The sequence below is a fragment of the Mangrovibacterium lignilyticum genome (genome assembly GCF_010882175.1).
Lineage (GTDB): Bacteria > Bacteroidota > Bacteroidia > Bacteroidales > Prolixibacteraceae > Mangrovibacterium > Mangrovibacterium lignilyticum.
The window spans coordinates 581,609-596,974 of record NZ_WKLH01000002.1 but is presented as its reverse complement, the minus strand read 5'-3'; the positions used below and the strand labels follow the sequence as shown (position 1 = coordinate 596,974).

At 41.4% G+C, this 15,366-nt stretch carries 13 protein-coding genes and 1 tRNA gene; 8 read left to right on the top strand and 6 right to left on the bottom strand.

Annotated elements, in window-relative coordinates; genetic code table 11:
* Positions 1-8 precede the first annotated feature (8 nt).
* The 3 genes from GJV22_RS22400 to GJV22_RS09845 form a co-directional block, all read right to left on the bottom strand.
* Complete coding sequence (locus tag GJV22_RS22400; RefSeq protein ID WP_394367549.1) at positions 9-173, bottom strand: type II toxin-antitoxin system HigB family toxin; 165 nt, start codon at positions 171-173, stop codon at positions 9-11.
* Between the two features lie 215 nt (positions 174-388).
* Positions 389-1,600: a site-specific integrase gene (locus GJV22_RS09850; RefSeq protein ID WP_163712377.1), complete on the bottom strand. Its 1,212-nt coding sequence runs from the start codon at positions 1,598-1,600 to the stop codon at positions 389-391.
* Positions 1,601-1,889: 289 nt separating this feature from the next.
* A tRNA-Leu gene (locus GJV22_RS09845) sits at positions 1,890-1,973 on the bottom strand.
* 268 nt (positions 1,974-2,241) lie between these two features.
* Between GJV22_RS09845 and GJV22_RS09840 the strand changes: the two genes are divergently transcribed.
* Positions 2,242-3,507, top strand: coding sequence for a hypothetical protein (locus tag GJV22_RS09840; protein ID WP_163712376.1), 1,266 nt, complete (start codon positions 2,242-2,244; stop codon positions 3,505-3,507).
* A 24-nt stretch (positions 3,508-3,531) separates the two neighbouring features.
* Here the strand turns inward: GJV22_RS09840 and GJV22_RS09835 are convergent, their stop codons facing one another.
* On the bottom strand, positions 3,532-5,727 hold the full coding sequence (locus GJV22_RS09835; protein ID WP_163712373.1) for a S9 family peptidase: 2,196 nt from the start codon (positions 5,725-5,727) through the stop codon (positions 3,532-3,534).
* A 199-nt stretch (positions 5,728-5,926) separates the two neighbouring features.
* Between GJV22_RS09835 and GJV22_RS09830 the strand changes: the two genes are divergently transcribed.
* The 6 genes from GJV22_RS09830 (at position 5,927) to GJV22_RS09805 (ending at position 12,884) form a co-directional block, all read left to right on the top strand.
* Positions 5,927-7,012: a DUF6588 family protein gene (locus GJV22_RS09830; RefSeq protein WP_163712370.1), complete on the top strand. Its 1,086-nt coding sequence runs from the start codon at positions 5,927-5,929 to the stop codon at positions 7,010-7,012.
* A 300-nt stretch (positions 7,013-7,312) separates the two neighbouring features.
* Entirely contained in the window at positions 7,313-9,262 is a 1,950-nt protein-coding gene (gene thrS, locus GJV22_RS09825; protein WP_163712368.1) for a threonine--tRNA ligase, read from the top strand.
* 21 nt (positions 9,263-9,283) lie between these two features.
* Positions 9,284-9,841: a translation initiation factor IF-3 gene (gene infC, locus GJV22_RS09820; RefSeq protein ID WP_163714927.1), complete on the top strand. Its 558-nt coding sequence runs from the start codon at positions 9,284-9,286 to the stop codon at positions 9,839-9,841.
* 28 nt (positions 9,842-9,869) lie between these two features.
* Positions 9,870-10,067: a 50S ribosomal protein L35 gene (gene rpmI / locus GJV22_RS09815; RefSeq protein ID WP_163712364.1), complete on the top strand. Its 198-nt coding sequence runs from the start codon at positions 9,870-9,872 to the stop codon at positions 10,065-10,067.
* Positions 10,068-10,162: 95 nt separating this feature from the next.
* Entirely contained in the window at positions 10,163-10,507 is a 345-nt protein-coding gene (gene rplT / locus GJV22_RS09810; protein WP_163712360.1) for a 50S ribosomal protein L20, read from the top strand.
* A 241-nt stretch (positions 10,508-10,748) separates the two neighbouring features.
* Positions 10,749-12,884: a Tex family protein gene (locus GJV22_RS09805; RefSeq protein WP_163712357.1), complete on the top strand. Its 2,136-nt coding sequence runs from the start codon at positions 10,749-10,751 to the stop codon at positions 12,882-12,884.
* Positions 12,885-12,905: 21 nt separating this feature from the next.
* Here the strand turns inward: GJV22_RS09805 and GJV22_RS09800 are convergent, their stop codons facing one another.
* Positions 12,906-13,112, bottom strand: coding sequence for a PspC domain-containing protein (locus GJV22_RS09800; RefSeq protein ID WP_163712354.1), 207 nt, complete (start codon positions 13,110-13,112; stop codon positions 12,906-12,908).
* Positions 13,113-13,130: 18 nt separating this feature from the next.
* Entirely contained in the window at positions 13,131-13,391 is a 261-nt protein-coding gene (locus tag GJV22_RS09795; protein ID WP_163712352.1) for a hypothetical protein, read from the bottom strand.
* Positions 13,392-13,686: 295 nt separating this feature from the next.
* On the opposite strand from GJV22_RS09795, the gene GJV22_RS09790 reads away from it, so the two are divergent.
* Positions 13,687-15,366 (top strand): alanine/glycine:cation symporter family protein, encoded by a 1,680-nt coding sequence (locus GJV22_RS09790; protein ID WP_163712349.1) that lies wholly within the window; start codon positions 13,687-13,689, stop codon positions 15,364-15,366.

Sequence of the window (15,366 nt, the reverse complement as noted above, 5' to 3'; positions counted from 1 at the left end):
AAAGATATCTACAGAATATTGTTCTTCTTTAATACAGAGCTTAGTATAAAAAGCGTGTGTTCCGTCCATTTTATAAACAGATGTACTTTCTGCCTACCAAAATAATATTGACAGATGACCCTGTATTTGTTCCCGCCAATATTAAAAACAACTCTGTTTGATCCTTTCTCCAGAATATCTGCAGAATTAAACGTCTTGACAATATCCAGGGGGGCTATTCCAGTCAGCTCTTTTCACAATCGAAAGCCACGTTTCAAAAGCTTTTTTACTTTGAACATTATCAATTACATAGTTCTCGATTGACTGTACTTTTATTAGATGAACTTTCATTATTCTACTTGGCAAAGTTAATAAATGTTTCACAAAGGGAAACTTACGGGTTGAACTTTTAATTATTGGCGTCCAGTTTTGTTTGAAGTTGATTCATGTCATCGGAAATCTTTTGATCTAGAATTCTGGCATAAATTTGTGTTGTTTTTAAGGTCGTATGCCCCAGGATTTTCGACACTGTTTCAATTGGAACTCCGTTGCTCAGTGTTACAGTAGTCGCAAAAGTGTGTCTTGCCATATGCATGGTCAGGTTTTTATTGACTCCACAAATATCGGCCAGTTCTTTCAGGTAGCTGTTCATTTTTTGATTAGTGAGAACGGGAAGCAATAGTCCTTTTATTTGAAATTGAGGAGTATCTCGATATTTTCCTAGAATGGTATTGGCCATCGGAAGAACAGGTATTCTACATCGATTATTTGTTTTGGTTCGGTCTATGAAGATCCAATCTTTATTGTCAACCCCTGTTCGGAGATGATCTTTATGCAGTTTGGCAATGTCTGAGTAGGAGAGGCCAGTGTAACATGCAAAAACAAAAATATCTCTCACAGCATCAAGTCGGGGAATTTTGATTGTTTTTTTCCCAATTGCTTCGAGTTCTTTGTTGGTTAAATAATCACGATTTGTTTCTTCCAGCGGAACCTGGTATTTCGAGTACGGATTCTTTTTTATCAATCCCATTGAAACAGCAAGGTTAAGGACACGCCGTAGATGTTTATGATAGTTCCAAGCCGTATTTTGATGGACTTTGTACACTTTTTTTAGGTAGACATCAAATGATTCGAGAAATTTGAAATCTACTTTTTCAACTGGAAAATCTTTTCGTTTACTGTATTTCCGTACGAATTCTCCAAGTCTCTTTCGTGACGATTTGTAATGCTTATACGTTTCCTTGGAGTAACTAATGTTTAGTTTTTCATGCATGTTTCGGAGGTAATAGTCGAAAATCGTTAGAAGCCCTTGGCTGTCCTCAATGTTGCGTAATTTGTTTTTAATGGTGATAACATTGAATTCTTCACCTGCTGATCTCAATTGATTATAGTAATCTTGGATCTCATTTCGAATTTTATCCAGTCTGTTTTTAAGAGTTCTGCTAGTCTCGTTTCTACCTTTAAATTGCTGACCAGCATCATCCCATCGATCAGGATGGCAATAAATGCCAGTAGATAGTTCTACGCGTTTTGAGTTTAGAGTGAATCGGACATAAACAGGTATTTCTCCATTCATTTTTTGTCTCGCCTGCTTTACAATGAAGTTAATTGTCAATCTCATTTTTTTCAATTTTAAAGTTTAACGAAAAAATTGGTCTCGATTGCAGCTGAAAAATAACCGTTTTGACAGTTATTTTCAAACTCAAATCGAGTCAATTTGTGTCATTTTAAATGTTGAAATAGAGATATTTACACGGTTTGTCGAGACTGGTTTGTATTAAAATGTATGAGTCTTGATAAAGTCTCGGTTATATTGACTTTATTTGTGCTTTTTTGACTTTACCTAAAAAACAAAAAGCACTTAAGTCATTGATTTTAAGTACTTTTATTGTTTTTTGATTTTTAAATCGTGCCCAGTAAAGGACTCGAACCTTCACGTCCAGATGGACACTAGTCCCTGAAACTAGCGCGTCTACCAATTCCGCCAACTGGGCAATAATTTGTACTTTTGTTACTGTCGTTACAGCTGCACGATTTGCCTCGTCAAGTGTTTTTCTCAGAGGCGATGCAAATATAGAAAAATTTTGTCCCCAAGCGATGCTTACATTGAAAATTATTGAAATCCGATTAAATTTTTTAAATCGTCGATTTTGACCGACAAATGGCGGCTATTCGTCGGAATTCCGGAGGATCCTGAAACAGAATTGATTCTCTTTGGTAATAGAAAATGAGAAAGCCCAAAAATTACACAATACGATGAAAATGCCGAATCAACTTTTGACAAGCTGGAAGGAAACCAAAGCTAGTTTTCCAATCAATTTGCGCCAATATACCGAACCAGAACAAGTAAAGAGAGAACAAAATTTTGAGCAGTTCTCGGAGTATTTGAAGCAAAAGACGAAAAAGTCGAAAGGTTCACTGGAAGCTATTCGTAAAGAGAAAGCAGACTTGATCGACTCGATGGCCAACTTTTATAGAAACACGCTGGACTATTCAGAAGATCAAATTCAAACAATTCTTTCGGAGCAGATGGTGAAAAGTACTTGGTCGTTCTTAAAGGCGGCGAAGAAATATGATGCTGCTTTGAACTTTGAAGATGCTTTTCAGGCGTTGCGAAATGTTTGGATCTTAAATGGGCTGCAGCTATTGATGGGGAAAAAGGTTGAATTGACGGCTTCCATTTTTGCCTACAGCATGTTGTATCCCTACACCGACAATTACCTGGATGATGCCACTATTTCAGTAGGCGAAAAATTGGCTTTTGGTGTTCGGTTTGCCAGCCGTCTGGAGGGTGAAAATGTCGAACCACAAAGCTTACAGGAAGAAAAGATTTTTGAAATGGTGCAGCTGATCGAAGGGGAATGGTCGCGCGATTTATTTCCAGAATTGTATAAAAGCCTGCTTGATATTCATGGCGCACAGTCCGATAGTGTTCGTTTGATAGCAGGACTGGAAAACCTGGCTTTCGAAGAGCGGTTGGCTATTTGTATTCATAAAGGAGGCACCTCGGTGGTTGCTGATGGCTACTTGCTGGCCGGTACTCTTTCTGCTGAGCAGGAGTCGTTTTTGTACACCTATGGAGCCTATCTGCAACTTCTTGACGATTTCCAGGATCTAAGTGATGATTTGAATGAAGATGTGCTAACTGCTTTTGCTTATGCCGCAAAAACGCAACAGTTAGATTCAATATTAAACCGGACATTTCATTTAGGGCAGTTGGTTATTCAGCAAGCAGAGGCGATGGAATCTGACGAAGTTCCGGTTTTTCAGTCCCTGATGCAAAAGAGCATCGAATTGTTCCTAGTTGAGGCAGTCCAGGCTAATAGTCCGTATTTTAGTCCGAGCTATGTGGCGGCTTTTAGTAACTTCTCGCCGTTGAGCTTCTCGTATATTGAAAAGAAAAGCGGTACTTTTTCGCCTTACCAAAATCAACTGTTCGAGAAATTGATTCAGCAGGCATTAGATTCGAATGAAGATGAAGAGTTTCCGTTTTTACAGAAAAAAAGCCTGTTGAAACAACAGGCTTAAGTGATCTTCTATGTCGATATTGAATTATTTCATCAAATTCATTTTAAGGAAGTCAGTCATTTTTTGATACAAATGAAGGCGTGTGTTTCCTCCGGAGATTCCATGGTTACGATTTGTATAAATAGCCATGTCGAATTGAACACCGGCCTGGACCAAGGCTTCCGAGAATTCCATGCTGTTTTGCAGATGAACGTTATCGTCGGCGCTACCATGTACCACCAGCAGTCTGCCAGTAATTCCGCCGGGATTCGACAAGGGTGAATAGTCATTGTATCCATCCGGGTTTTCACGAGGAGTGCGCATGAAACGTTCCGAATAGACGGTGTCGTAATATTTCCAGTTGGTAACTGGTGCAACGGCAATCCCGGCTTTGAAGATGTCGCCTCCCTTTTCCATACTCATTAAAGTCATAAAGCCGCCGTAGCTCCATCCCCAAATAGCAATATTGTCTTTGTCGACGTATGCTAAGCTTCCCAGATATTTGGCTGTTTCAACCTGATCGTCAGATTCGTATTTCCCCAGTTGCAGATAGGTTATTTTTTTGAAATCTTCGCCGCGTGCACCCGTCCCTCGCGGATCGACACAAGCCACAATAAATCCTTCCTGGGCGAGGTAATTGTACCAGTCAATATCGAATTGGTCGAGTACTTTTTGCGAATTCGGGCCACTATATTGTGTCATCACAACCGGGTATTTTTTTGAAGAGTCGAAATTTAGCGGTTTAATGATCCATCCATTCAGCTCAACGCCTTCTGATGTTTTAAACTGAAACATCTCCCGTGGCTTGATTTCGTAGTCGGCAAGCTTTTCCTGTAATCCTTGATTATCTTCCAGCACCCGAATTAATTTACCGTCGATGCTGTACAAAGCTGTTTGCTTTGGCGTAGACAGGTTCGTGAAAGTATTGATGTAGTATTGGAAGCCGGTGCTGAATTCAGCATTATTTGTACCGGCTTTGCTACTCAGTTTTCCTTGTTTTTTGCCATCAAGACTGACAAAATAGATTTCGCGCTGCGTTGGCGATTCTTTGGCTGCCTGGTAGTAAAAGATTTTCTTTTTGGAGTCAAATCCGTAAAATTCGGTTACGTCGAAATCTCCGCTGGTTAATTGGCGAACTTCAAACCCTTGGCGATTGTATAAATAAAGGTGTGAATAGCCCGACTTTTCGCTATTAATAACCAGGTAATTATTGTCTGGTAAAATGGTGAAGTCGTCCAGAAACTCTTCATCAACATAGCGTTTGTTCTTCTCGGTATAAAAAAGGCGGCTATCTCCGGTATTGGGGTTTACAAGCAATACATCCAGTTGGTTTTGGCGGCGGTTTAGTCGCATAACAGCAATGTCAGCAGCGTCAGCCATCCATTTGATGCGTGGAATATATTGGTCCGTATCGGTTCCCAGATCAGCCTGAATTGTCGTTTTCGATTTCAGATCGTAAACCTGAACACTGACAACCGAGTTTTTTTCGCCTGCTTTCGGGTATTTGAGCATGTCCTTTCCCGGATAAACTGAATTTTCGTTCAAAGTCGGATTTGAACCTTTGTACATCGTTATAGCATATACAGGAACTTCAGTTTCATCGAAACGCAAAAAGGCCAGAAATTTAGAATCGGGCGACCAAACAAACGCTTTACTGAAACTGAACTCTTCTTCATAAACCCAGTCGGGAGCTCCGTTTATGATTTCATTGGTTTTTCCATCGGTTGTTACCTGATTCTCAGTGCCGAATTTTAAGCTTTTCACGAAGATATTATTGTCGCGAACAAAAGCGACACGTTCACCGTCCGGCGAAAATGTTGCCAGCTGTTGCTTACCTTTAGCTGAGAGCTCCGTTAATTCTTCCGTAACCGAATTCCAGATGTAATAATTGGCTGTCTTCGAGTGACGATAAAGCTTTTCCTCTTGCGTGCAAAGCAAAATTTTTGTTTCATCATCGCTGAATTCGTAGGATGAAAAATGGTTGATCGCTGCATCTTCGATTTTGCTCAGGTCAAAAACGTCACCCACTTTTTCACCTTTTTTATAATCGTATTTTACAATCTTACTGCCTTGCTCCAGGGTTGTGTAGTGCAGGCCGTCATTCATGGAATACAAACCATCAACTGATTTTTGATTGAAAGTTCCGTAAGCTTGAACGTCCTCCAGTGTTATTTTTTTTTGAGCCTGGGAAAGGGAACCACACCCTAAAATCAGGATAAAGAGATAAATTAACTTGCGCATGCTTGAGTCTATTTTTTAGGAATGCTCAAAACAGTAAAAAATTTCGCAATAAAAAAAGGGTAAATCATACGAAAACACATTTTTGTCAGTTAATGAAAAGGTTATTATTCGATTCGATTTTCTTTCCAAATCAGCGGAAAGTGCTTTCAATTTAACCAAATTTTGTATTATTGAACATTATAATCTATCACTATTTAATATGAAAAAGATATTACTTGTAGCGCTGGTGGCTTTGGCCTCTTTAAAATTTACTTTTGCCCAATCGGACGTGGCCGACATGTTGCGTTTTGGTACGCACGACGCGAATTTGCTGATTGAAGCTTACGTAGAGCCCTATGCCAAAGGATTGGGTGTGGGGATGAATAACTCGTGGTATTATACAGCCGAAACTCATAAGTTGTGGGGCTTTGATTTGGCGTTTTCGGTCAGTGCATTTAAAGTTCCCGGATCGGACAAAACATTTGATGTAAATGAATTGGGCCTAAAATATCTATATGCTCAGGAAGGTAATAGTATTGCGTCGACAGCAGCCGGCGACGGAGGCGGTGTTACCCTTTATTACGATGCAGATTACCAGGGACAGACTGTCTCAATTCCCTATTTTTCGACTCCAGGCGGAAGTGATGTAGACATGGTGCCGGTGCCAATTATTCAGGCATCTTTTGGCTTGTTGCCCAATACCGATCTGATCGGTCGCTATATTCCCAAAGTAAAGTTTGATATCGATAATGAGAAGGCCGATATCGGTTTGTGGGGAATTGGATTGAAACACAACATCCGGAAATCACTTCCTTTTATTAAGCATCTGCCTATTGATATCTCGGTGTTTGGTGCCTATTCGCAAATTAACGGCGAATCGACCATCCATTTCGATTACGAAGACTACGGATTTGCGAACCCTCCGGGGTATTCACCCGATGAAAATCAAAAAGGTGATCTTACATCGAAGAACTTTAAATATGGTTTGATCGTGTCGAAGAAAATTGCCGTGATTACTTTCTTTGCTTCCGTAACCGGTAACACGAGCAAAACGTCATTCGATATTTTGGGACGTTTCCCGATGCCTGATCCGGAGCAATTGGATGGCAATTTTACGAGTGTTGATGCGTTACTCGCAAACGCAATGACTGATGTCGATGATCCGATTAGCTTGAATTATAAGGACACTTATATTGGTGTTGATGCCGGTTTTCGGTTGAAACTAGTTTTCTTTAGCTTGTTTGGTTCAATTGCCAAAACAAACTATGTCACCTACAATGCCGGTGTAAGCTTTGGTTTCCGCTAGATAATATTATCGTTTTATACGATAGATTGAAGGGTGCTCCATGGGGCACCCTTTTTTCATTGGAGCAAAAACCACGCGTGGTTTCACCTAAAACCGAAGGTGGCTTTTTCAGCGTATGCCTCTCGAACGATTTAGGGGATAAAATCCGGGGAATCTACCTGAAACAGCGAAGAATCATTATCTTTGCAGGCTGAAAACGAAGGTGAAAACAAGTTTGTTTTGTTTTTGCTGTGTAACTTTCAGATCAATAAGAGATTATAATTAATTGAGGCTGAAAACCTCTGACTCATGAATTGACAGATGATAAAGATTACATTACCTGACAACAGTGTCCGCGAATTTGAGAGTGGTGTTACCGGTCTCGAAGTTGCAAAAGCCATAAGCAGCCGTTTAGCAAAAGATGTTTTGGCCGTTTCAGTAAATGGTGAAGTTTGGGATTTGAACCGTCCCATTAATCAGGATTCAGCTATCAAATTGTTCACGTGGGACGATCGGGAAGGAAAAGAAACTTTCTGGCATTCATCTGCTCACTTGATGGCTGAAGCAATCGAATTCTTTTATCCGGGTACCAAGTTTGGTATTGGCCCGACTGTCGACACGGGGTTTTATTATGACATTGATCTGCCGGAAGGCAAGCAGTTGACAGATAAAGAGCTGGCTTCTATTGAGAAGAAAATCATCTACCTTGCACGTGAGAAGAACGAGATTGTTCGTAGCAGCATTACCAAAGCTGATGCCATGGCGATGTTTACCGAAAAAAATGATGAGTTGAAGCAGGAGTTGATCAGCGAGTTGGAAGACGGTACCATCACTTTGTACAACCAAGGTAACTTTACCGACTTGTGTCGTGGGCCTCACTTGCCGAATACCTCTTATATTAAAGCCGTAAAACTGACCGCAATTGCCGGTGCATACTGGCGTGGCGACGAAAAGAATAAAATGTTGACCCGTGTTTATGGGGTGACATTCCCAAAACAAAAGTTGCTGGATGAATATCTGGTGATGATTGAGGAAGCCAAGAAACGCGACCACCGGAAAATCGGTAAGGAAATGGAACTGTTTACCTTTTCACAAAAAGTAGGACAGGGACTTCCTTTGTGGTTGCCGAAAGGAACCCAGTTGCGTTTGCAATTGGAGGATTTCCTGAAGAAAGTTCAGAAGAAGTTCGGATACCAGCAGGTAATGACCCCGCATATTGGTGATGTGGCCTTGTATAAAACGTCAGGTCACTTTCAAAAGTACGGAGCCGATTCATTCCAAACGATTAAAACACCGGCCGAAGGCGAAGAGTATATGCTGAAGCCAATGAATTGCCCGCACCACTGTGAGATTTATGCGAGCAAGCCACATTCGTACAAAGATCTTCCAATTCGTTATGCAGAGTTTGGTACCGTCTATCGTTACGAGCAAAGCGGCGAGTTGCACGGGTTGACACGGGTGCGTGGTTTTACGCAGGATGACGCTCACTTGTATTGTCGTCCCGATCAGCTAAAGGATGAGTTCAAGAAAGTAATTGATATTGTTTTTATTATTTTCAATAGCTTAGGCTTGAATGATTATACGGCGCAGATATCATTACGTGATCCGAATAATCCCGATAAGTACATTGGTTCACCAGATAACTGGGATAAGGCGGAAGCCGCAATTATTGAGGCTTGTGAAGAAAAAGGATTGAACACCGTAACCGAGTTGGGTGAAGCGGCTTTCTACGGCCCGAAACTAGACTTTATGGTGAAAGATGCCTTGGGGCGTAGCTGGCAATTAGGTACTATTCAGGTGGATTACAACCTGCCTGAACGTTTCGAACTGGAGTACATTGGAGCCGATGACAAACGGCATCGTCCGATCATGATTCACCGGGCACCGTTTGGATCAATGGAACGATTTGTGGCTGTGTTGATTGAACACACAGCCGGGAAATTCCCATTATGGTTAACTCCCGATCAGGTTGTCGTTCTTCCAATCAGCGAAAAATATAACGATTATGCTCAAAAAGTTTCAGATTTTCTAAATAATTCCGATATTCGCAGCCTGATTGACGATCGAAATGAAAAGATTGGTCGGAAAATCCGGGATAGTGAGTTAAAACGCATTCCATATTTGCTTATTGTTGGCGAAAAAGAAGCCGAATCCGGCCAGGTTTCTGTAAGGAAACAAGGCGACGGAGACAAGGGCAGCATGTCGATGGAAGAGTTTGCTCAGTTCCTGAATGACGAAGTAAAAGAACAATTGTCAGCATTTTATAACTAAAAAGAATAGGAGGTTTTTCTTATCGCAGTTAATAGGCCAAATCGCAGAGGACATCGCGTAGATACAACGCCTCAGCATAGATTAAATGAGAGAATTCGTGCTCATCAAGTACGGGTTGTTGGAGATAATGTTGAAAATCAAGGTGTAATTTCCCTGAAAGAAGCTTTGGCTCTTGCCGAACAAATGGAACTGGACTTGGTTGAGATTTCTCCAAACGCCGATCCACCTGTTTGTAAGATTATCGACTATCAAAAGTTTCTTTATCAGCAGAAGAAGAAACAGAAGGAAATGAAAGCCAAAGCCGTAAAGGTGGTCGTGAAAGAAATTCGTTTCGGTCCGCAAACCGACGAACACGATTTCCAGTTTAAATTACGGCACGCTGAAAAGTTCTTGGCTGAAGGAGCAAAAGTAAAAGCCTATGTATTCTTTAAAGGACGTTCGATCCTGTTTAAAGAACAAGGTGAAATTCTTTTGTTGAAGTTTGCTCAAGCTTTGGAAGAATTCGGTAAAGTAGAGCAGATGCCTCGTTTAGAAGGAAAGAGAATGACCATGTTTATTTCACCTAAGAAGAAGAAGTAATTTCTTTGATAATTAAAATTAGGACAAGATGCCAAAAATGAAAACCAATTCCGGAGCAAAAAAACGGTTTAAAGTAACCGGCACCGGTAAATTGAAAAGGAAACATGCTTTCAAAAGTCACATTTTGACTAAAAAAAGCACCAAACGTAAACGTAACTTGACCCACGCTGGTTTGGTTAACAAAACTGATGAGAGCAACGTTAAGTTGTTGCTTGCCATGAAGTAATCCTTTTCAGGAGATTAAAAAAGAGTTTATAACGAAGTGAATTAGCTAAAAAGTTCCTGATAAGACAGGACGCTAACCGCTTAAAAATTAAGATTATGCCAAGATCAGTAAATCATGTCGCATCTCGGGCTCGCAGAAAAAAAATCCTCAAACAAACCAAAGGTAATTGGGGTGCCCGTAGAAATGTGTGGACGGTAGCAAAAAACACCTATGAAAAAGGTTTACAATATGCTTACCGCGACCGCAAAGCTAAAAAACGTAACTTCCGTGCCCTTTGGATTCAGCGTATTAACGCTGCGGCTCGTATGGAAGGACTCAGCTATTCTCAGTTGATCGGTCTGTTGAAGAAAAACAGCATCGAAATCAACCGTAAAGTTTTAGCTGACTTAGCTGTGTATCAACCACAAGCTTTCAAAGCTATTGTTGATAAGGTGAAATAACAATCACTCGAATAAGGTAGAAATAAACATATAGCCCTGTTCCGAATTTCGGAACAGGGCTTTTTCTTTATAGTCGGATAGACTAAACAAGTCAGAACGAATTTTTTGAGAGAGAAATGTTTTTCATTCTTTTCTCCTTAACCCTCATCAATTTGAACATTATACAATTGAACGCTGTAGTTGAACAGTGTTGACTTCCCTAAAATCTGCTTATCTTCGTGTGCATTTTCAATTCTCAGATATGACTTCAGAAATCATTCAACTCATAGCAGGCAATCTCAAGCTTGCCGTCAACCAGGTAAAAAATACAATCGAATTGTTAACCGATGGCGCGACTGTGCCATTCATCTCTCGTTACCGGAAAGAACGCACGGGAAGTTTGGATGAAGTGCAGATTGGTGCGATTAAGGATGAGAAATCCCGATTTGAAGAATTGATCAAGCGAAAAGAAACGATTTTGAAAACGATTGCCGAACAGGAATTGTTGACAGATGATCTTCAGAAACGGATTGAACAGTGCTGGGAAAGCAATGCATTGGAAGATATTTATTTGCCATACAAACCGAAGCGAAAGACCAAGGCAAGCATTGCCCGAGATAAAGGTTTGGAGCCTTTGGCAAAGATCATCATGAAACAGCAGGAGCGAGAAATTGAAGCTCGTGCTTTTTCATTTGTAAAAGGAGAAGTCACATCGACTGACGATGCCTTGTCGGGTGCACGCGACATTGTTGCCGAATGGATGAATGAAAATGAGAAAGCGCGGAACATGGTCCGTCGTGCTTTCGAAATCGGAGGCGTTATCCGGAGTAAAGTTGTTAAAAATAAAGAAGATGAAGGTGCCAAGTACCGTGATTATTTCGATTGGGAGGAATCGTTGAAGCGCTGCCCTTCGCATCGACTTCTAGCAATGAGGAGAGGAGAGGCTGAAGGTTTTCTGCGATTGTCAATTGCTCCTGATGAAAACGATATTCTGGAGCGTTTGGATCGCTTTTTTGTGCGCTCAAATAATGAGTGTGGCGATCAGGTGGAGCAGGCTTTAAAAGACAGTTACAAACGCTTGTTGTCTCCATCTATGGAGACGGAGTTTTCGAACCTGTCCAAAACAAAAGCTGATCAGGAGGCCATTCAGGTATTTGCTGAAAACCTGAGACAGTTGTTATTGGCAGCACCTTTGGGACAGCAAAGGGTATTAGCGCTCGATCCCGGCTATCGTACGGGCTGCAAGTTGGTTTGTTTGGATGCTCAGGGAAATTTGCTGCACAACGAAACCATTTACCCGCACAAACCCCAGGAGGAAACTAAACAATCGGCCAGAAAAATCACTTCATTGGTGAGTGCTTATCAAATAGAAGCGATTGCTATTGGCAATGGAACAGCCAGTCGCGAAACAGAACACTTTGTGAAGAAACTTCGCTACGACCGCGACTTAAAAGTTTTTGTCGTTTCAGAAGATGGTGCTTCGGTGTATTCGGCGTCGAAGGTCGCTCGAGACGAATTTCCGCAGTATGACGTCACCGTTCGGGGAGCGATCTCCATTGGCCGCCGTTTGATGGACCCATTGGCCGAGCTGGTGAAAATCGATCCTAAATCGATTGGGGTGGGACAGTATCAACACGATGTGGACCAGAAAATGCTGAAGGAAAGTTTGGACACCGTTGTTGAGTCAGCGGTAAACAAAGTAGGGGTCAATGTAAATACAGCGTCGAAACACTTACTCACCTATATTTCCGGATTGGGGCCGCAGTTGGCGCAAAACCTCGTTGATTATCGGAAGGAGAACGGAGCATTTACATCTCGTAAAGAACTGATGAAAGTGCCGAGAATGGGAGCAAAAGCTTTTGAGCAAGCAGCTGGTTTTCTTCGAATACCAGACGCAAAAAATCCTTTGGACAATTCTGCTGTTCACCCCGAGTCTTATGCGGTTGTGCTGAAAATGGCTAAAGACTTGAAATGTGGGGTTGCTGATTTGGTCGCCAATAAAGCCTTGCTGGATCAACTTGAATTATCGCGATACGCGACTGCTGAAGTTGGTTTGCCGACATTAACGGATATTAAAAACGAATTAGCGAAACCCGGACGTGACCCTCGAAAGGGAATTAAAGTGTTTGAATTTGCGGATGGAATTTTTAAAGTGGAAGACCTGCAAGAAGGGATGGTTTTGCCCGGGATCGTAACTAATATTACCAAGTTTGGGGCTTTTGTCGATGTGGGCGTCAAGCAAGATGGCTTGGTGCATATTTCACAGTTGGCTGATCGCTTTATCAGTGATCCTAATGAAATTGTGAAGCTGCATCAACATGTCAAAGTAAAAGTGACCGAAGTTGATATCGCCCGCAAGAGAATACAGCTAAGCCTGAAAGATGTCCCCCAGGATTAGCAGTTTTCACTTGTCTGAAGATTAATAACCTTTTTCAGGAATTACGATCCATAGAATAATATAGACCAACAGCCCGGGAAAACCAGCACTGAAAATGGATAGCAAGACATATGCAACCCGCACAATCGTCGGATCCAGGTCGAGATGCTCTGCTATGCCTGCCAGCACTCCGGCAATCATTCTGTCGTTAGAGCGTGTTAGTCTTTTCTTTTCGTTGGATGCATTCATACGTGGCTTAGCTTTTCATTAATCCTCATCATCTTCGTCTTCGGCGTAGAGGTTGTCCTGGCTTTCAAATTCATCATCCAGAAAAGTCTCTGCATCCTCTAGTAAAGCTTTGATTAATTCTTCCGAAACCGGCGGTTCACTCAACCAATGTACTTTCTGATTCGACCAAAAATCTTCAATGTCACTTTCAACAATGAATTTAGGCTCTTCGTTGTGAACAACAAAAATGGTGTCCGGGCATTCCTGAGAATTGTCTGCAAGTAAAAATTTTGGTAACATAATCGGGATTTGTTTAATCGTTGTATAACAAAAATAGATAAAAAGCGATTTAAATACCGCTTTTGAATTTTTATTTTTTGTCTGATACGATTTAAGGGCAATGAAGTTGATATTTTAGAATAAACAGACCTTTAAAATATGCGACTGGGTAAATTGAATCTTAATTTAAAAGCTGCATTTTATGGGAGAAAATCAGCTTTTTTCTACCATTGGTAAATTAATTCTGAAAAATGAACTCAGAATTTCAGATGAAGAGAACAAAATGCTATTTTAGGCATCAAATTAAAATCCACCTATGTCAAAGTTGAATGATTTTCTTGCCCTGATCGATAGTTATATTGGCGGTAGTTCCTGGTTTGTTTACCTGTTGTTGGGAACCGGTTTGTTTTACACCATTTACCTGAAATTTCCCCAATTCCGTTATCTGAAATATGCGGTTCGAATAGTCCGAGGTAAGTTTGATAAGGACGATGATACAGGAGATACTTCTCACTTTCAGGCTTTGACAACAGCTTTGTCCGGCACGGTTGGGACAGGTAATATTGCCGGCGTGGCCTTGGCGATTCACCTAGGTGGTCCTGCTGCGTTATTTTGGATGTTGGTTACTGCCCTGCTGGGGATGACCACCAAATTCGTGGAAGTTACCCTATCTCATAAATATCGCGAAAAAACGGAGGATGGAACCATGGCCGGGGGCCCCATGTACTACATGAAAAACCGGTTGAACATGAAATGGCTGGCAGTAATTTTTGCGATAGCTACGGTCCTTTCTTCTTTTGGTACAGGGAGTTTGCCGCAGATCAATTCTATTTCTAACTCCTTATTTGCAACTTTCGGTATTAATAAAATATTGACAGGTGCTGTATTGGCATTGCTATTGGCCTTTGTAATTATTGGTGGTATTAAACGAATTGCCAAAGTAACATCGCGCCTGGTGCCGTTAATGGCCTTCATTTATTTGGTTGGTGCGCTCTCGGTTATTCTTTATAACTATGAAAATATTATTCCTTCCATCATTGCAATTTTTAGCGATGTATTTACCGGAACAGCTGCTACCGGTGGCTTCCTGGGGGCGGGTTTTGCATTTGCATTTAACCGCGGCGTAAACAGAGGATTGTTTTCAAACGAAGCAGGACAGGGATCGGCACCTATTGCTCACGCGGCTGCCCGTGCACACGAACCGGTTTCGGAAGGTTTGGTTGCACTGCTGGAACCATTTATTGATACGATTATCATTTGTATGCTTACAGGCCTGGTCATTCTTTCTTCCGGAGTTTGGAATGAAAAGGTGGAAAACCAGTTTCAAACGACAGATGTGGTTGTTATGGATAGTCGCTACGATGAATCTAAACCGGAGGATCAGGAAGCGCTGCACGACTTCTTATTAGGGCGTACTAATTTGCCAGAGTTTACCGGTGATCTGAAAATTGTGGGCGGAAAAGTACAAGATGATTTGACAATACTTCATGCTCGTTCGGTGGCCGAAAATATTCGGGTGCTCGAAGATGGGCTGCCATATAACGGAACAGTCACTGTGGTCAATGGAGTGATTCCGAATAATGAGTACCTAACGTTTGTCGGAAAATCGCTTGTTCACAGTGCGCCACTGACGACTGTTGCCTTTACTAAAAGTTGGTTTGGCGAGTTCGGACAATATATTGTAGCAATTGGACTACTGCTTTTTGCATTCTCTACAGCCATCTCCTGGAGTTACTACGGTGACCGTGCTGTAACGTTCATGTTTGGCACGAAAGGGGTTGTCTATTTCCGTATTGTCTACGTCATTGGATTCTTTTTGGCATCCTTTACCGATACCACTATTATTTGGACATTATCGGGAATTACCATAGCTTTGATGACGATTCCAAACTTAGTTGGAATACTGCTGTTAAGGAAGGAAATGAAATCGGAAGTGAAAAGTTTTTGGGTTGAATATTCAGATCGTTTTCCAGACGAACGCGCTCCGGTTGATTAA